This window comes from Saccharospirillum sp. MSK14-1 (assembly GCF_003054965.1).
GTDB lineage: Bacteria > Pseudomonadota > Gammaproteobacteria > Pseudomonadales > Natronospirillaceae > Saccharospirillum.
The window spans coordinates 102,462-116,760 of the sequence record NZ_MIES01000038.1 but is presented as its reverse complement, the minus strand read 5'-3'; the positions used below and the strand labels follow the sequence as shown (position 1 = coordinate 116,760).

The window sequence follows — 14,299 nt, the reverse complement described above, 5'->3', positions numbered from 1 at the left end:
CGTGACGAAGTTGAACGTGGTCAGGTTTTGGCGGTTCCGGGTTCTATCACCCCGCACACCAAGTTCGAAGCCGAAGTCTACGTTCTGTCTAAAGACGAAGGTGGCCGTCACACGCCGTTCTTCAAAGGCTATCGCCCGCAGTTCTACTTCCGTACTACGGACGTAACCGGTGCGTGCGAACTGCCGGAAGGCGTAGAGATGGTTATGCCGGGCGATAACGTCAAGATGGACGTGACTTTGATCGCTCCGATCGCTATGGACGAAGGTCTGCGCTTCGCCATCCGCGAAGGTGGCCGTACCGTTGGCGCCGGCGTTGTAGCCAAGATCATTGAATGATCTGAGGGGCGGCTAGCCGCCCCCTGCCGGACGCTTGACGGGAGATGCATAGCGCTAATTAGCGTCTTCCGTCTCCCGTTAAGCGTCTCCCTCCTCACTAACTCCCTGATTTTTCACCCTTTTCCCACCCCAAAAATCCCTTTCAACATCGCGTTGACACCCCTGCTCGAGATACATACAATACGCCTCCCCTGATTTCCCGGGGGTAGCCGTAATTGCTGTTTAACAATCTTGGAGCTTTGGTCACATGCAGAACCAAAAGATCAGAATACGCTTGAAAGCGTTCGATCATCGCCTGATTGATGCTTCGACTCAGGAGATCGTCGATACGGCCAAGCGTACTGGCGCTCAGGTTCGCGGCCCTATTCCGCTGCCGACCCGTAAAGAGCGTTATACCGTGCTGGTCTCTCCGCACGTGAACAAGGATGCGCGTGATCAGTACGAAATTCGTACTCACAAGCGCATGCTGGACATTGTCGAGCCGACTGAAAAAACCGTTGATGCGTTGATGAAGTTGGACTTGGCAGCAGGTGTGGACGTACAGATTAGTCTTGGCTAATCCTAAGTGTCTCTAATGTAACGCCCCTGGAATCATGTATTTGAGCACTTGGGCGGCCATAGCGGGTTGAAGCCCCATACATAGAGGAAAGAAAGAAATGTCTATTGGTCTGATTGGTCGTAAGACCGGTATGACCCGCGTCTTTACTGACGCCGGCGTCTCCGTACCGGTGACCGTCATTGAAGTCGAGCCCAACCGGGTCTCGCAAGTCAAAAGCCTGGAATCCGATGGCTACGTGGCTGTCCAGCTGACCGCTGGTAAGCGTCGTGCTAATCGTGTCACCAAGGCCGAGGCTGGCCACTTCGCTAAAGCGAACGTTGAAGCGGGTACTTTTACTCGTGAGTTCACTCTGGGCGAAAGCGCTGAATACAATCTGGGTGATGAGCTGACTGTTTCTGTATTTGAAGCGGGCCAGCGTGTGGATGTGACCGGAACCTCCAAGGGTAAAGGCTTCGCTGGTGCTATCAAGCGCCACAATTTCCGCACTCAAGACGCTACCCACGGCAACTCACTGTCGCATCGGGCCCCTGGCTCCATCGGTCAATGCCAAACTCCAGGCCGTGTCTGGAAAGGCAAAAAGATGGCCGGTCAGATGGGTAATGTGCGTAACACAGTTCAGTCGCTGGAAGTCGTTCGTGTCGACGCTGAGCGCAACTTGCTGCTCATTCGCGGTGCTGTTCCGGGTGCTACCGGTGCGCACGTTGTTGTTCAACCCGCGGTTAAAGGCTGAGAGGTAAGCAATGGATATTACAGTTGCAGGAAAAGCCAGCGCCAAGGTTGAAGTGTCTGACGCAACGTTTGGCAAAGATTACAACGAAGCCCTGGTGCATCAGGTCGTCAACGCCTTCTTGGCTGGCGCCCGTCAGGGTACTCGTGCTCAAAAAAGTCGTTCTGATGTAGCTGGCGGTGGCAAAAAGCCATGGCGTCAAAAAGGCACGGGTCGCGCACGCGCCGGTACCATCCGTTCACCCATTTGGGTTGGCGGTGGTAAGGCCTTTGCTGCTCGTCCTCAAGACTGGTCTCAAAAGGTTAACCGCAAAATGTATCGCGGTGCCATGAAGTCCATTCTGTCTGAGCTGGTTCGTCAGGAGCGTTTGGTCGTGGTTGAAAGCCTGGCCATTGAGCAACCTAAAACCAAAGCTTTCATCGCTAAGATGAAAGAGTTGGATGTTTCCAATGCTCTGGTGGTTTCAGAAGAGGTCGATCAAAACCTCTACCTGTCCGCTCGTAACGTGCCGCATATCGAAGTATCTGATGTGACTGGCATCACTCCGGTCAATCTGGTGGCTTACGAGAAAGTCGTTATCACCGTGAGTGCCCTGAAGAAGGTTGAGGAGGTATTCGCATGAACCAGGAACGTATCTATCAGGTCGTTTTCGGTCCGCATATCTCCGAAAAAGCGACCATCGTAGCGGAAGGCACCGGCCAGTACGTTTTTCGTGTGGCCAAGGATGCAACAAAGCCGGAAATCAAGAAGGCTGTTGAGCAACTGTTCGATGTCAAAGTTCAGTCTGTTCGCACTCTGATTCAGAAGGGCAAGGTTAAGCGCACCATGCGTGGCTTCGGCAAGCGCAATGATGTGAAAAAGGCCTATGTTCGTCTGGCAGACGGCCAAGAAATTGATTTCATGGCGGCAGAATAAGGTAGGGGTTGCGAACAATGGCTATCGTAAAAACCAAGCCGACGTCAGCTGGACGTCGCCACGTCACCAAGACTTACAACCCGGACCTGCACCGTGGTGCGCCGCACGCGCCGCTGCTGGAAAAGCAATCTAAGTCCGGTGGTCGTAACAACATGGGCCGTATCACTACTCGTCACATCGGTGGTGGTCACAAGTCGCATTACCGTAAGGTCGACTTCAAGCGCAACAAAGATGGCATCGCTGCCAAAGTTGAGCGTCTGGAATACGATCCGAACCGGACTGCGAACATTGCTCTGGTGCTGTACGCAGACGGCGAACGCCGCTACGTATTGGCTCCGGCTGGCCTGAAATCCGGTGATGAAATCATCTCCGGTGAACACGCGCCGATCAAAGTGGGCAACACCATGCCGCTGCGTTCAATTCCGGTCGGTTCTGTGATTCATAACATTGAGCTGAAGCCTGGCAAAGGCGGTCAAATGGTCCGTTCTGCTGGTAACTCGGCTCAGCTGGTCGCACGTGAGGGTACTTACGCCACTCTGCGTTTGCGTTCTGGCGAAATGCGCAAAGTTTTGGCTGATTGCCGCGCCACCTTGGGTGAAGTGAGCAATTCTGAGCACAGCTTGCGTCAACTGGGTAAAGCCGGTGCTTCACGCTGGCGTGGTGTTCGTCCGACGGTTCGTGGTGTTGTTATGAACCCGGTTGATCACCCGCACGGTGGTGGTGAAGGCAAGACTTCCGGTGGTCGTCACCCAGTCACTCCCTGGGGTGTTCCCACCAAGGGCTACAAGACTCGTAAGAACAAGCGCACGAACAAGTACATCGTTCGTCGTCGTTCTTCGAAGTAACTGATTTAAGAGGAAATAGGCTGTGCCACGTTCACTTAAGAAGGGTCCATTTGTAGACCTGCACTTGATGAAGAAGGTAGAGGCTGCACTGGAAGCCAGTGACAAGCGACCCATCAAAACCTGGTCGCGTCGCTCCACAATCTTCCCGGAATTCGTCGGGTTGACCTTTGCAGTCCATAATGGCCGTCAACATGTTCCTGTCTATGTCACTGAAGACATGGTCGGTCACAAGTTGGGTGAGTTCGCGCTGACTCGGACGTTCAAGGGTCATGCTGCTGACAAAAAGGCTAAGCGGTAAACGAGGGTAGACACTATGGAAACACAAGCTGTATTGCGCGGTGCGCGTTTGTCTGCCCAGAAAGCACGCCTGGTAGCAGACATGGTCCGCGGTAAGTCCGTGGCCGAAGCGCTGGACCTCCTGACATTCAGCCCCAAAAAGGGCGCTGCGATCGTCAAGAAGGTTCTGGAATCGGCAATTGCCAATGCCGAACACAACGACGGCGCAGACGTTGACGAACTGAAGGTCTCCACCATCTTTGTTGATGAAGCGATGACCATGAAGCGTATCCGTCCGCGAGCCAAAGGCCGTGCTGACCGTATCTTTAAGCGTACGAGTCACATCACGGTCAAGGTTGCCGAGAAATAAGGGGAGAATGACAGATGGGTCAGAAAGTAAATCCCACCGGGATCCGACTCGGCATCACTAAAGACCACGGCTCGGTCTGGTATGCCGATTCAAGTAGTTATGCTGACAAGTTGCTGAACGATATCCAGGTACGTAGCTACCTGGAGAAGAAGCTTGAGAAAGCTTCGGTGAGCAAGATCGTGATCGAGCGTCCTGCACAGAACGCCAAGATCACCATCCATACGGCTCGCCCGGGCATCGTCATCGGTAAGAAAGGTGAAGATGTCGAGCTGCTGCGTCAGGAAGTCTCTAAGATGATGGGCATTCCGGTGCACATCAACATTGAAGAGATCCGTAAGCCGGACCTGGACTCCAAACTGGTTGCTCAATCAGTTGCCGGTCAGCTGGAACGCCGCGTTATGTTCCGTCGCGCTATGAAGCGCGTCATGCAGAACGCCATGCGTAACGGCGCCAAAGGTGTCCGAGTTCAGGTCAGCGGTCGTTTGGGTGGTGCAGAAATCGCGCGTACCGAATGGTACCTCGAAGGTCGTGTACCGCTGCATACCCTGCGTGCTGACATCGACTACGCCACTGCCGAAGCACACACCACTTACGGTGTTATCGGCATCAAGGTGTGGATTTTCAAAGGCGAAATCCTGGGTGGTATCGAGCAAGTTCGTGCTCAAGCCAAGGCGCCCAAGAAAAAGGCTTCACGGTAAGGAGTACGTAGATGCTGCAACCTAAACGCACAAAATTCCGCAAAGTGCAGAAAGGCCGTAACCGTGGCCTGGCACAACGCGGTAGCAAAGTAAGCTTCGGCGAATATGCGCTGAAAGCAACCGGTCGTGGTCGTATCACTGCTCGTCAAATCGAAGCAGCGCGTCGTGCCATGACTCGCCATATCAAACGTGGCGGCAAGATCTGGATCCGTGTGTTCCCGGACAAGCCCATCTCCAAGAAACCTTTGGAAGTTCGTATGGGTAAAGGTAAGGGTAACGTTGAATACTGGGTTGCCCAGATTCAGCCAGGTAAGGTCTTGTACGAAATGGAAGGCGTATCGGAAGAAATCGCACAGGAGGCGTTCCGCCTGGCTGCTGCCAAACTTCCGGTTGCGACCGTTGTTGTTAAACGGCAGGTGATGTGATGAACGCTAAAGATCTTCGTGAAAAATCCGTAGACGAGCTGAAGACCAACCTGTTGGAGTTGCTTCGCGATCAGTTCAAATATCGCATGCAAAAGGCGACGGGTCAGCTGACTCAGACGCACCTGCTGAAGCAAGTCCGCAAGGACATCGCTCGTGTTAAAACAGTGCTGACAGAGAAAGCAGGTGCCTGATATGTCTGATACTAATACCCGTACCGTGACTGGTCAGGTTGTCAGCAACAAGTCTGACAAGACCGTTACCGTTATGGTCGAGCGCCGGGTTCAACACCCGATTTACGGCAAGTTCGTAAAGCGTTCTACCAAATTGCATGCGCACGATGAAAGCAATGAGTGCCAGATCGGCGACACCGTTACTATTGAAGAGTGTCGCCCGTTGTCCAAGTCTAAGACTTGGCGCCTGGTAAGCATTGATGAACGTGCAACTACCGTTTAACACCGCCTGGGAGTTTGACAGATGATTCAAACACAAACCGTTTTAGACGTTGCGGATAACAGCGGTGCCAAGCGCGTTCAGTGCATCAAGGTGTTGGGTGGTTCACATCGCCGTTACGCCCGCATTGGCGACCTGATCAAGATCTCCGTTAAGGAAGCAATTCCGCGCGGCAAGGTCAAAAAAGGCCAGGTCATGAACGCTGTTGTCGTACGGACCCGTAAGGGTGTGCGTCGTCCGGATGGTTCTGTTATCCGTTTCGACACCAACTCTGCGGTTCTGCTGAACGCTCAGAATGCTCCGATCGGTACCCGGATCTTTGGCCCGGTAACCCGTGAACTGCGTACTGAGAAATTTATGAAAATCATTTCCCTGGCGCCGGAAGTGCTCTAAGCACGAGACGGTAGTAGGAAGTGGAGTAAACCATGAACAAGTTTAAAACTGGCGACGACGTTGTCGTAATTGCCGGCAAAGACAAAGGCAAGCGCGGCAAGATCAATAAAGTGATCAATGACGCCAAGAAAGGCACTTTGTTTATCGTGTCTGGTGTGAACATGATTAAGAAGCACCAGAAGCCTAACCCGAACATGAATGTACCGGGCGGCATCATCGATAAAGAAGCACCTATCGCTGCATCTAATGTTGCCATCTTCAACAGCGAAACCAACAAGGGCGACCGGGTTGGTTTTCAGGTCAAAGAAGACGGCACCAAGGTGCGTATCTTCAAGTCCACGCAGAAAGAAATTGGCGCATAAGGGGCGGAATCGACATGTCTAGACTCAAAGAGCTCTACAAAACCGACGTTGTCGCCGCACTCCAGAAAGAGTTCGGTTACAAGAACGTTATGGAAATCCCGCGCGTCACCAAGATCACTCTGAACATGGGCGTGGGCGAAGCCATCGGTGATAAAAAGCAGATCGACAACGCTGTTGCCGACTTGCAGGCCATCTCTGGTCAGAAGCCGTTGGTAACCAAGGCGCGCAAGTCCATCGCGGGTTTCAAAATCCGTGAAGACTGGCCGATCGGCGCCAAAGTGACCCTGCGCGGTGAGCGTATGTGGGAATTCATGGACCGTCTGATCGATATCGCGCTGCCGCGTGTTCGTGACTTCCGGGGTATTAACCCGAAGTCGTTTGATGGCCGTGGCAACTACAGCATGGGTGTGAAAGAGCAGATTATCTTCCCGGAAATCGAATACGATAAGGTCGATAAGCTGCGCGGTCTGGACGTTACTGTCACGACCACTGCTCGCACCAATGATGAAGGTCGCGCTCTGCTGAAGGCGCTGGCCTTCCCATTCAAAGGTTAAGGGGAAAGGTCATGGCTAAAGAGAGCATGAAAGCGCGCGAAGCTAAGCGCGAAAAGACCGTTGCCAAGTACGCTGAAAAGCGTGCGAAATTGAAAGCGGTTATCAAAGATCCAGCCAGCTCTGACGAGCAGGTTTGGGAAGCACAACAGGCTTTGCAGAAGCTGCCCCGTGACGCAAGTCCGGTGCGTCTGCAGCGCCGTTGTCAAGTGACTGGCCGTCCACATGCGGTTTACCGCAAGTTCGGTCTGTCTCGTATCAAACTGCGTGAACAAGCCATGTTGGGCAACGTTCCGGGTTTGAAGAAGTCCAGTTGGTAAGTTGGTAAGTCAAGTGGACCGGGCCGGCGCATCTGCGCCGGCTACCGCATTTGACTGCACAGTGAGGAAACATAAATGAGCATGCAAGACACACTTGCGGATATGTTTACCCGTATCCGTAATGCCCAGCAAGCGGGCCATGCCACTGTTAGCCTGCCTTCCTCGAAGCAAAAGGTCGCTGTTGCGAACGTGCTGAAGGAAGAAGGTTTTGTGGATGACTTTGCTGTTGAAGGCGATGTCAAAAAAGTAATGCATATCACCTTGCGTTACTTCGAAGGCAAGCCGGTGATCGAGTCCATCAAACGCATCTCCCGTCCTGGTCTGCGCCAGTACCGAGCTGCGGATGAACTGACCAAAGTGTCAGGCGGACTGGGTATCTCCATCGTATCCACCTCCAAAGGTGTCATGACCGACCGTGCCGCGCGTTCTGCCGGCGTTGGTGGTGAAGTCATCTGCGAAGTCTTCTAAGGGAGTGGTTTAACGATGTCTCGAATAGCGAATGCTCCTATTACAGTACCCGCAGGTGTGGACGTTAAGCTCGGCAGCGACACAATTTCTGTTAAGGGCAAAAACGGCTCTTTGGAAACCGCGCTGCACAACACCGTTGAGATTAAGCAGGACGGCAACGTTCTGACCTTTGTTGCCCGTGACGGCGGCAAATTCGCTCACTCCATGTCAGGCACCATGCGTGCGCTGGTTAATAACATGGTGGTTGGCGTTACCGATGGTTTTGAAAAGCGTCTGCAATTGAATGGTGTTGGTTACCGGGCCAAGGCCTCTGGCAACACCGTAAACTTAACACTTGGTTTCTCTCATCCGATCGACTACTCCCTGCCAAAGGGTGTGACGGCTGAGACTCCGAGCAATACCGAAATCGTCCTGAAGAGCGCCGACAAGCAGCAACTCGGACAGGTAGCGGCTGAAATCCGCGCCTTCCGTCCGCCGGAGCCGTATAAAGGTAAGGGCGTTCGGTATGCCGACGAATACGTTCGTCGCAAAGAAGCCAAGAAAAAATAAGGGCATAGGTCATGAGCGAAAAGAAAGTATCCCGTTTACGCCGTGCTCGTCGCAGCCGCATCAAGATCCGCGAATTGGGCGTGCATCGTCTGTGTGTGAATCGTTCCAACCAACACATTTACGCACAGGTTATTGCACCCAATGGCAGCCAGATCGTCGTCCAGGCATCTACTCTGGACAGCGCGCTGCGTGACGGCACAACCAGCAACATTGATGCAGCCACCAAGGTTGGTGCTCTGATTGCAGAGCGCGCCAAGGCAGCTGGCATCGAAGAGGTGGCCTTCGACCGGTCCGGTTTCCGTTATCACGGTCGTGTTAAGGCTTTGGCAGACGCTGCCCGCGAAGGTGGCCTGAAATTCTAAGGTGTGAATGATGGCGAATAACGATCAAGTTCAAGCTGGCGGCGATCTGCAGGAAAAACTGGTACAGGTTAACCGTGTCGCCAAAGTAGTGAAGGGTGGCCGTATTTTCGGTTTCACCGCCCTGACTGTTGTCGGCGATGGCAATGGCAAGGTTGGTTTCGGCCGCGGCAAGGCGCGTGAAGTGCCTGTCGCGATCCAGAAAGCGATGGACGCTGCGCGTCGTAACATGGTGCAAGTGCACCTGACTGACGGCACGTTGCAGTACGCAGTGAATGCTCGCCATGGTGCCTCTAAGGTATTCATGCAGCCAGCATCTGACGGTACTGGTGTTATCGCAGGCGGCGCTATGCGTGCCGTTCTGGAAGTCGCCGGTGTTCAGAACGTACTGGCGAAATGCTACGGCTCGACCAACCCGGTCAACGTCGTTCGTGCGACCGTTAACGGTCTGGCCAAAATGCGTTCTCCGGAAGACATTGCAGCCAAGCGCGGCAAATCCGTCGAAGATATTGTGGAGTAAGCGGCCATGGCGAATAAGACTGTAAAAGTTCAGCTGTTTCGCAGCCCCATCGGCACCCAGCCTAAGCACAAATTGTGCGTTAAAGGCCTGGGCCTGAGCCGAGTGGGTCAGGTTCGTGAACTGGAAGACACTCCTTCCGTTCGCGGCATGATCAACAAAGTGAACTATATGGTTCGCGTAGTTGAGGGTGAATAAAAATGTTTCTGAACAAACTGAGCCCCGCTGAGGGTTCCCGTACCGAAGGCAAGCGTGTTGGCCGTGGTATCGGCTCTGGTCTGGGTAAGACTGGTGGTCGTGGTCACAAAGGTCAGAAATCACGCAGCGGTGGTGGTGTTAAGCCGGGTTTTGAAGGCGGCCAGATGCCATTGCAGCGTCGTCTGCCCAAGTTCGGCTTTACTTCCCGTCAGGCGCCGTTCACAGCCGAAATCCGGTTGCATGAACTGGCCAAGGTCGAGGCGGATGTCGTCGACCTGGACGCTCTGAAGCAGGCCGACATCATCGGTCATCAGATCAAGCGTGCCCGCGTCATCCTGTCCGGTGAAATTGGCAAGGCGGTCACCGTCAAAGGCCTGAAAGTCACCAAGGGTGCCAAGGCAGCGATTGAAGCTGCAGGCGGCAAGGTAGAGGAATAATCCCCCATGACCAGACAAGGACAACCGACTGGATCACAAGGTGGCTTGGGCGAGCTTTGGGCTCGCCTGCGTTTCGTGCTGCTGGCGATCCTGGTGTACCGAGTCGGTGCCCACATTCCGGTTCCGGGTATTAACCCGGACCAGTTAGCGGCACTGTTCGAACGTAACCGCGACACCATCCTGAGCATGTTTAACATGTTCTCCGGTGGTGCCCTGGAACGCATGAGTGTCTTCGCCCTCGGCATTATGCCGTACATTTCGGCGTCGATTATCATGCAGCTCCTGACGGTCGTGAGTCCTCAACTGGAACAGCTGAAGAAAGAAGGCGAAGCGGGTCGGCGTAAGATGAGCCAGTACACCCGCTTTGGCACTCTGGGTCTGGCGCTGGTGCAATCACTTGCACTGGCTGCTGGCCTGGCCAGTCAGGGCGTGGCCTTTACTACGGGTCCGTCTTTCTACTTCGTCGCCGTGGTGACTTTCACCTGCGGTACGATGTTTATGATGTGGCTGGGTGAACAGATCACCGAGCGCGGTATCGGCAACGGCATCTCGATGCTGATTTTCGCCGGCATCGTTGCGGGTCTGCCTGGTGCGATCGGTCAGAGCTTCGAAAGTGCCCGTCAAGGCGATCTGAGCATCATTGCGCTGCTGTTGATTGGCTTGCTGGCGGCTGCGGTCGTGGCTTTTATCGTGTTCATCGAACGCGGTCAGCGTCGGATCACCATCAATTACGCCAAGCGTCAGCAAGGTCGTAAGGTGTTCCAGGCACAGAGCAGTCACCTGCCGCTGAAGATCAACATGGCGGGTGTCATTCCGCCGATCTTCGCGTCCAGCTTGTTGCTGTTCCCAGCGTCGGTGGGCAACTGGTTTGGCAGCAGTGATGGTATGGGTTGGATGCAGGACATTGCCCTGCTGCTCAGCCCAGGTCAGCCGCTGTACATCCTGGTGTTTGCCATCGCTGTGATCTTCTTCTGCTATTTCTACACAGCAGTAACCTTCAATCCGAAGGATGTTGCCGAGAATTTGAAGCGTTCCGGCGCTTTTATTCCTGGCATTCGTCCGGGTGAGCAGACCTCTCGTTATATCGATGGTGTCTCGGCTCGTCTGACCTTTTTCGGTGCGATCTACATTACTGCGGTGTCGTTGCTGCCCCAGGCTCTGGTGATTGCCGCTGATGTGCCGTTTTACTTCGGTGGTACTTCCCTGCTGATCGTGGTGGTGGTTGTGATGGACTTTATGTCTCAGGTGCAAAGTCATCTGATGTCGCACCAGTACGCTTCGCTGATGAAGAAAGCCAATCTGAAATCGATTGGTAACTAGCGCAGCGAACGGTGTTTATACCGGTAATTGGAGTCAAGCATGAAAGTACGTGCGTCGGTCAAGAAAATCTGCCGTAACTGCAAGATCATCCGTCGTAACGGCTCTGTTCGTGTGATCTGCACAGATCCCAAGCACAAACAGCGCCAGGGTTGATCCCAGCCGGCTGATGGGCGCTTGATTTACCCATAATCAAGCGCTATCATCTCGCGCCCCCTTAAATGGGGGTTCATTAATAGGGCCAGTTGGCTCTATTAAAGGTTAAGCCTTTTACAGGTTAAAAATAGTTGGAGTAAGTTGAATGGCCCGTATAGCAGGCGTCAATATTCCTGACAATAAGCATGCGGTGATCTCGCTGACCTATATCTATGGTATCGGTCGCACCACTGCTTATGACATCTGTGCCGCGGTTGGGGTTGAACCCACTGCTAAGGTGAAGGATCTGTCCGATGAAAAATTGGACGAGCTCCGTACCGAAGTTGGCAAGTTCACCGTTGAAGGTGATCTGCGTCGTGAAATTCAGATGAACATTAAGCGGTTGATGGATCTGGGCTGCAACCGTGGCATTCGCCACCGCCGTAGCCTGCCTTTGCGTGGACAGCGTACTAAAACGAACGCTCGTACCCGTAAAGGTCCCCGCAAGCCAATCAGACGCTAAGTCAGTCTGGTTTATTGACAACAGTTTTTGCATAGGAAATCGAAGATGGCAAAGCCAGGTCAAAACCGGTCGCGCAAGAAGGTGAAAAAGCAGGTAGCGGATGGCATTGCGCACATCCATGCCTCTTTTAACAACACCATCGTGACCATTACGGACCGCCAAGGAAACACCCTGAGTTGGGCAACTTCCGGTGGCTCCGGTTTCCGTGGATCTCGTAAGAGCACCCCCTTCGCTGCACAGATCGCCGCCGAGCGCGCCGGTACTGCAGCACAGGAGTATGGTCTGAAGAATCTGGACGTTGAGGTCAAAGGCCCCGGTCCAGGTCGCGAATCCGCGGTACGAGCATTGAACGCGTGTGGCTATCGAATCAGCAACATTACCGATGTGACGCCAATTCCTCACAACGGTTGCCGCCCGCCCAAGAAGCGCCGCGTGTAAGATAGGAGACAGAAATCAATGGCACGTTATATTGGTCCTAAGTGTAAGCTGTCTCGTCGCGAAGGCACAGATCTGCTGCTGAAGAGTGGGGTGCGTGCACTCGACTCCAAGTGCAAAGCCGAAACACCTCCTGGTGTACAGGGCGCACGTCGTGGTCGTTTGTCCGACTACGGTGTTCAGCTTCGCGAGAAACAGAAAGTACGTCGCATCTACGGCGTTCTGGAAAAGCAATTCCGTAACTACTACACCGACGCTGCCCGCCGCAAAGGCGCTACGGGTGAAAACCTGCTGCAACTGCTGGAAGGTCGTCTGGATAACGTGGTGTATCGCATGGGTTTTGGTGCCACTCGCGCCGAATCTCGTCAGTTGGTATCGCACAAGGCGGTCCTGGTGAATGGTCAGACCGTTAACATCGCGTCTTACCAGGTTAAGCCGGGTGATGTTGTTGCGATCCGCGAAAAGAGCAAAAACCAGCTGCGTATTCAAAACGCACTGGAGATCGCTGCTCAGCGTGCACCCGTTGCCTGGGTTGAAGTTGATGCGAAGAAAATGGAAGGCAAATACAACTCCCGTCCGGAGCGTGCCGACCTGCCTTCAGAGATCAACGAAAACCTGATCGTGGAATTGTACTCCAAGTAATCTCACTGCAAATTAGGGGCATCTATGCAGCGTTCAGCTAACGACTTTTTGACGCCACGTCATATCGATGTGCAGGAAATCAGCGCCAACCGGGCGAAGATCACTCTCGAACCGCTCGAGCGTGGCTTCGGACATACCCTGGGTAATGCGCTGCGTCGTATTCTGCTGTCGTCCATGCCGGGCGCCGCTATCACCGAAGTGGAAATCGACGGTGTACTGCACGAATACAGCACCATCGAGGGTGTTCAGGAGGACGTTCAAGAAATCCTGCTGAACCTCAAGGACGTTGCCGTCAAGCTGTTCGACCGTGACGAAGTGACACTGACGCTGAGTAAGAAAGGCGCCGGTACACTGACCGCGGGCGACATCCAACTGGATCATGGCGTTGAAGTGGCCAATCCGGAGCACATCGTGGCGCACCTTGGTGCCAACGCTGATGTGAGCATGACGCTGCGCGTGACCACTGGCCGTGGTTATGTCCCCGCGGAAGCCCGCAGCAGTGGGGAAGACGAGAGCAAACCCATCGGTAAACTGCAGTTGGACGCCACTTACAGCCCAGTGGTCCGTGTTGCTTACAGCGTTGAAAACGCCCGTGTTGAGCAGCGCACCGACCTGGACAAGCTGGTGATTGAGCTGGAAACGAAAGGTACTCTGGATCCGGAAGATGCGATCCGTCGTGCAGCCACTATTCTGCAACAGCAGGTAGCGGCCTTCGTTGACCTCGACCATCAGTCTGAGCGCGAGCCGGAGAAGGAAGAAGACAAGATCGATCCTATCCTGCTGCGTCCGGTCGACGACCTTGAGCTGACTGTTCGTTCGGCAAACTGTCTGAAAGCGGAAAATATTTACTACATTGGTGACCTGATTCAGCGCACCGAAGTAGAACTGCTGAAGACGCCGAACCTCGGCAAGAAGTCTTTGACTGAAATCAAAGACGTTCTGGCATCCAAGGGTCTTTCTCTGGGCATGGTCCTGGAGAACTGGCCACCTGCAAGTTTGAAGAATGACGATAAGGTTCTGTCGTAACCTTATTTCCGGCTGGTAAGGAATGTAACAATGCGTCATCGTAAAAGTGGTCGTCACTTTAACCGTACCAGTGCTCACCGCAAGGCCATGTTCCAAAACATGGCGAACTCCTTGTTCGAGCACGAAGTGATTAAAACGACCTTGCCTAAGGCGAAAGAACTGCGTCGCTACGCAGAACCCCTGATCACGCTGGCTAAGGAAGATTCCGTAGCCAACCGTCGTCTGGCGTTCGACCGCACGCGTTCAAAAGAAGCTGTTGGCAAGTTGTTCGGCGAACTGGGTCCGCGTTATCAAGAGCGTCCAGGTGGCTATCTGCGTGTTCTCAAGTGCGGTTTCCGCGCGGGTGATAACGCACCGATGGCTATCGTTGAACTGGTTGACCGTCCGGTCAACGCAGAGGTCGTTGAAGACGAAGCCGCTGAAGGCTAAGTTTTCACCTTATTAAAAAAGCCGCCTTTGGGCGGCT

At 53.9% G+C, this 14,299-nt stretch carries 28 protein-coding genes and 1 pseudogene; all 29 read left to right on the top strand.

Annotated features, from left to right (window positions below):
* Positions 1 to 336 (top strand): annotated as a pseudogene (locus BGP77_RS17840) (elongation factor Tu); the annotation flags it as partial.
* 247 nt (positions 337 to 583) lie between these two features.
* A complete protein-coding gene (rpsJ, locus tag BGP77_RS17835; protein WP_108126639.1) occupies positions 584 to 895 on the top strand; it encodes a 30S ribosomal protein S10 in 312 nt (103 codons plus the stop codon).
* A 97-nt stretch (positions 896 to 992) separates the two neighbouring features.
* Positions 993 to 1,625, top strand: coding sequence for a 50S ribosomal protein L3 (gene rplC / locus BGP77_RS17830; RefSeq protein WP_108166138.1), 633 nt, complete (start codon positions 993 to 995; stop codon positions 1,623 to 1,625).
* 10 nt (positions 1,626 to 1,635) lie between these two features.
* Positions 1,636 to 2,244 carry a 50S ribosomal protein L4 gene (gene rplD / locus BGP77_RS17825; RefSeq protein WP_108166137.1) on the top strand — a complete coding sequence of 203 codons (609 nt, stop codon included), beginning with the start codon at positions 1,636 to 1,638 and terminating at the stop codon, positions 2,242 to 2,244.
* Entirely contained in the window at positions 2,241 to 2,537 is a 297-nt protein-coding gene (rplW, locus tag BGP77_RS17820) for a 50S ribosomal protein L23 (protein WP_108166136.1), read from the top strand. Before rplD ends, rplW begins: the two co-directional genes overlap by 4 nt.
* Before the next feature lie 17 nt (positions 2,538 to 2,554).
* Complete coding sequence (gene rplB / locus BGP77_RS17815) at positions 2,555 to 3,382, top strand: 50S ribosomal protein L2 (protein ID WP_108166135.1); 828 nt, start codon at positions 2,555 to 2,557, stop codon at positions 3,380 to 3,382.
* 22 nt (positions 3,383 to 3,404) lie between these two features.
* Positions 3,405 to 3,680: a 30S ribosomal protein S19 gene (gene rpsS, locus BGP77_RS17810; protein WP_108126644.1), complete on the top strand. Its 276-nt coding sequence runs from the start codon at positions 3,405 to 3,407 to the stop codon at positions 3,678 to 3,680.
* A gap of 15 nt (positions 3,681 to 3,695) precedes the next feature.
* Entirely contained in the window at positions 3,696 to 4,028 is a 333-nt protein-coding gene (gene rplV / locus BGP77_RS17805) for a 50S ribosomal protein L22 (protein ID WP_108166134.1), read from the top strand.
* 14 nt (positions 4,029 to 4,042) lie between these two features.
* Entirely contained in the window at positions 4,043 to 4,726 is a 684-nt protein-coding gene (rpsC, locus tag BGP77_RS17800; RefSeq protein ID WP_108166133.1) for a 30S ribosomal protein S3, read from the top strand.
* An 11-nt stretch (positions 4,727 to 4,737) separates the two neighbouring features.
* Positions 4,738 to 5,151, top strand: a complete 414-nt coding sequence (gene rplP, locus BGP77_RS17795; protein ID WP_108166132.1) for a 50S ribosomal protein L16 — start codon at positions 4,738 to 4,740, stop codon at positions 5,149 to 5,151.
* Positions 5,151 to 5,342, top strand: a complete 192-nt coding sequence (gene rpmC, locus BGP77_RS17790; RefSeq protein ID WP_108166131.1) for a 50S ribosomal protein L29 — start codon at positions 5,151 to 5,153, stop codon at positions 5,340 to 5,342. Before rplP ends, rpmC begins: the two co-directional genes overlap by 1 nt.
* 1 nt (position 5,343) lies before the next feature.
* Entirely contained in the window at positions 5,344 to 5,604 is a 261-nt protein-coding gene (gene rpsQ, locus BGP77_RS17785) for a 30S ribosomal protein S17 (protein ID WP_108166130.1), read from the top strand.
* Between the two features lie 21 nt (positions 5,605 to 5,625).
* Positions 5,626 to 5,994 carry a 50S ribosomal protein L14 gene (gene rplN / locus BGP77_RS17780; protein WP_108166129.1) on the top strand — a complete coding sequence of 123 codons (369 nt, stop codon included), beginning with the start codon at positions 5,626 to 5,628 and terminating at the stop codon, positions 5,992 to 5,994.
* A 32-nt stretch (positions 5,995 to 6,026) separates the two neighbouring features.
* A complete protein-coding gene (gene rplX, locus BGP77_RS17775; RefSeq protein ID WP_108166128.1) occupies positions 6,027 to 6,356 on the top strand; it encodes a 50S ribosomal protein L24 in 330 nt (109 codons plus the stop codon).
* Positions 6,357 to 6,370: 14 nt separating this feature from the next.
* The gene (gene rplE / locus BGP77_RS17770; protein WP_108166127.1) at positions 6,371 to 6,910 is read left to right on the top strand and encodes a 50S ribosomal protein L5; all 540 of its coding nucleotides are present in this window, start codon (positions 6,371 to 6,373) and stop codon (positions 6,908 to 6,910) included.
* An 11-nt stretch (positions 6,911 to 6,921) separates the two neighbouring features.
* Positions 6,922 to 7,227: a 30S ribosomal protein S14 gene (gene rpsN / locus BGP77_RS17765; RefSeq protein ID WP_108166126.1), complete on the top strand. Its 306-nt coding sequence runs from the start codon at positions 6,922 to 6,924 to the stop codon at positions 7,225 to 7,227.
* Between the two features lie 75 nt (positions 7,228 to 7,302).
* Entirely contained in the window at positions 7,303 to 7,695 is a 393-nt protein-coding gene (gene rpsH, locus BGP77_RS17760) for a 30S ribosomal protein S8 (RefSeq protein WP_108166125.1), read from the top strand.
* 15 nt (positions 7,696 to 7,710) lie between these two features.
* The gene (rplF, locus tag BGP77_RS17755; protein ID WP_108166124.1) at positions 7,711 to 8,244 is read left to right on the top strand and encodes a 50S ribosomal protein L6; all 534 of its coding nucleotides are present in this window, start codon (positions 7,711 to 7,713) and stop codon (positions 8,242 to 8,244) included.
* An 11-nt stretch (positions 8,245 to 8,255) separates the two neighbouring features.
* Entirely contained in the window at positions 8,256 to 8,606 is a 351-nt protein-coding gene (rplR, locus tag BGP77_RS17750) for a 50S ribosomal protein L18 (protein WP_108166123.1), read from the top strand.
* Between the two features lie 10 nt (positions 8,607 to 8,616).
* Positions 8,617 to 9,123, top strand: coding sequence for a 30S ribosomal protein S5 (gene rpsE, locus BGP77_RS17745; protein WP_108166122.1), 507 nt, complete (start codon positions 8,617 to 8,619; stop codon positions 9,121 to 9,123).
* Positions 9,124 to 9,129: 6 nt separating this feature from the next.
* Positions 9,130 to 9,318: a 50S ribosomal protein L30 gene (gene rpmD, locus BGP77_RS17740; protein ID WP_108166121.1), complete on the top strand. Its 189-nt coding sequence runs from the start codon at positions 9,130 to 9,132 to the stop codon at positions 9,316 to 9,318.
* 2 nt (positions 9,319 to 9,320) lie between these two features.
* Positions 9,321 to 9,755, top strand: coding sequence for a 50S ribosomal protein L15 (gene rplO / locus BGP77_RS17735; protein WP_108166120.1), 435 nt, complete (start codon positions 9,321 to 9,323; stop codon positions 9,753 to 9,755).
* A 6-nt stretch (positions 9,756 to 9,761) separates the two neighbouring features.
* Positions 9,762 to 11,075: a preprotein translocase subunit SecY gene (gene secY, locus BGP77_RS17730; protein ID WP_108166119.1), complete on the top strand. Its 1,314-nt coding sequence runs from the start codon at positions 9,762 to 9,764 to the stop codon at positions 11,073 to 11,075.
* Between the two features lie 39 nt (positions 11,076 to 11,114).
* Positions 11,115 to 11,228 carry a 50S ribosomal protein L36 gene (gene rpmJ / locus BGP77_RS17725; RefSeq protein ID WP_108126660.1) on the top strand — a complete coding sequence of 38 codons (114 nt, stop codon included), beginning with the start codon at positions 11,115 to 11,117 and terminating at the stop codon, positions 11,226 to 11,228.
* Positions 11,229 to 11,373: 145 nt separating this feature from the next.
* Complete coding sequence (rpsM, locus tag BGP77_RS17720) at positions 11,374 to 11,730, top strand: 30S ribosomal protein S13 (protein ID WP_108166118.1); 357 nt, start codon at positions 11,374 to 11,376, stop codon at positions 11,728 to 11,730.
* A 45-nt stretch (positions 11,731 to 11,775) separates the two neighbouring features.
* Positions 11,776 to 12,168 (top strand): 30S ribosomal protein S11, encoded by a 393-nt coding sequence (gene rpsK, locus BGP77_RS17715; RefSeq protein ID WP_108126662.1) that lies wholly within the window; start codon positions 11,776 to 11,778, stop codon positions 12,166 to 12,168.
* Between the two features lie 18 nt (positions 12,169 to 12,186).
* Positions 12,187 to 12,807: a 30S ribosomal protein S4 gene (rpsD, locus tag BGP77_RS17710; RefSeq protein ID WP_108166117.1), complete on the top strand. Its 621-nt coding sequence runs from the start codon at positions 12,187 to 12,189 to the stop codon at positions 12,805 to 12,807.
* 24 nt (positions 12,808 to 12,831) lie between these two features.
* A complete protein-coding gene (rpoA, locus tag BGP77_RS17705; RefSeq protein WP_108166116.1) occupies positions 12,832 to 13,833 on the top strand; it encodes a DNA-directed RNA polymerase subunit alpha in 1,002 nt (333 codons plus the stop codon).
* A 30-nt stretch (positions 13,834 to 13,863) separates the two neighbouring features.
* Positions 13,864 to 14,262 (top strand): 50S ribosomal protein L17, encoded by a 399-nt coding sequence (gene rplQ / locus BGP77_RS17700; RefSeq protein WP_108166115.1) that lies wholly within the window; start codon positions 13,864 to 13,866, stop codon positions 14,260 to 14,262.
* Positions 14,263 to 14,299 lie beyond the last annotated feature (37 nt).

Excerpts from the sequence above, each read along its gene's own strand:
- rpsJ (WP_108126639.1), top strand. The coding sequence starts at position 584 with ATGCAGAACCAAAAGATCAGAATACGCTTGAAAGCGTTCGATCATCGC.
- rplC (WP_108166138.1), top strand. The coding sequence starts at position 993 with ATGTCTATTGGTCTGATTGGTCGTAAGACCGGTATGACCCGCGTCTTT.
- rplD (WP_108166137.1), top strand. The coding sequence starts at position 1,636 with ATGGATATTACAGTTGCAGGAAAAGCCAGCGCCAAGGTTGAAGTGTCT.
- rplW (WP_108166136.1), top strand. The coding sequence starts at position 2,241 with ATGAACCAGGAACGTATCTATCAGGTCGTTTTCGGTCCGCATATCTCC.
- rplB (WP_108166135.1), top strand. The coding sequence starts at position 2,555 with ATGGCTATCGTAAAAACCAAGCCGACGTCAGCTGGACGTCGCCACGTC.
- rplV (WP_108166134.1), top strand. The coding sequence starts at position 3,696 with ATGGAAACACAAGCTGTATTGCGCGGTGCGCGTTTGTCTGCCCAGAAA.
- rpsC (WP_108166133.1), top strand. The coding sequence starts at position 4,043 with ATGGGTCAGAAAGTAAATCCCACCGGGATCCGACTCGGCATCACTAAA.
- rplP (WP_108166132.1), top strand. The coding sequence starts at position 4,738 with ATGCTGCAACCTAAACGCACAAAATTCCGCAAAGTGCAGAAAGGCCGT.
- rpmC (WP_108166131.1), top strand. The coding sequence starts at position 5,151 with ATGAACGCTAAAGATCTTCGTGAAAAATCCGTAGACGAGCTGAAGACC.
- rpsQ (WP_108166130.1), top strand. The coding sequence starts at position 5,344 with ATGTCTGATACTAATACCCGTACCGTGACTGGTCAGGTTGTCAGCAAC.
- rplN (WP_108166129.1), top strand. The coding sequence starts at position 5,626 with ATGATTCAAACACAAACCGTTTTAGACGTTGCGGATAACAGCGGTGCC.
- rplX (WP_108166128.1), top strand. The coding sequence starts at position 6,027 with ATGAACAAGTTTAAAACTGGCGACGACGTTGTCGTAATTGCCGGCAAA.
- rplE (WP_108166127.1), top strand. The coding sequence starts at position 6,371 with ATGTCTAGACTCAAAGAGCTCTACAAAACCGACGTTGTCGCCGCACTC.
- rpsN (WP_108166126.1), top strand. The coding sequence starts at position 6,922 with ATGGCTAAAGAGAGCATGAAAGCGCGCGAAGCTAAGCGCGAAAAGACC.
- rpsH (WP_108166125.1), top strand. The coding sequence starts at position 7,303 with ATGAGCATGCAAGACACACTTGCGGATATGTTTACCCGTATCCGTAAT.
- rplF (WP_108166124.1), top strand. The coding sequence starts at position 7,711 with ATGTCTCGAATAGCGAATGCTCCTATTACAGTACCCGCAGGTGTGGAC.
- rplR (WP_108166123.1), top strand. The coding sequence starts at position 8,256 with ATGAGCGAAAAGAAAGTATCCCGTTTACGCCGTGCTCGTCGCAGCCGC.
- rpsE (WP_108166122.1), top strand. The coding sequence starts at position 8,617 with ATGGCGAATAACGATCAAGTTCAAGCTGGCGGCGATCTGCAGGAAAAA.
- rpmD (WP_108166121.1), top strand. The coding sequence starts at position 9,130 with ATGGCGAATAAGACTGTAAAAGTTCAGCTGTTTCGCAGCCCCATCGGC.
- rplO (WP_108166120.1), top strand. The coding sequence starts at position 9,321 with ATGTTTCTGAACAAACTGAGCCCCGCTGAGGGTTCCCGTACCGAAGGC.
- secY (WP_108166119.1), top strand. The coding sequence starts at position 9,762 with ATGACCAGACAAGGACAACCGACTGGATCACAAGGTGGCTTGGGCGAG.
- rpmJ (WP_108126660.1), top strand. The coding sequence starts at position 11,115 with ATGAAAGTACGTGCGTCGGTCAAGAAAATCTGCCGTAACTGCAAGATC.
- rpsM (WP_108166118.1), top strand. The coding sequence starts at position 11,374 with ATGGCCCGTATAGCAGGCGTCAATATTCCTGACAATAAGCATGCGGTG.
- rpsK (WP_108126662.1), top strand. The coding sequence starts at position 11,776 with ATGGCAAAGCCAGGTCAAAACCGGTCGCGCAAGAAGGTGAAAAAGCAG.
- rpsD (WP_108166117.1), top strand. The coding sequence starts at position 12,187 with ATGGCACGTTATATTGGTCCTAAGTGTAAGCTGTCTCGTCGCGAAGGC.
- rpoA (WP_108166116.1), top strand. The coding sequence starts at position 12,832 with ATGCAGCGTTCAGCTAACGACTTTTTGACGCCACGTCATATCGATGTG.
- rplQ (WP_108166115.1), top strand. The coding sequence starts at position 13,864 with ATGCGTCATCGTAAAAGTGGTCGTCACTTTAACCGTACCAGTGCTCAC.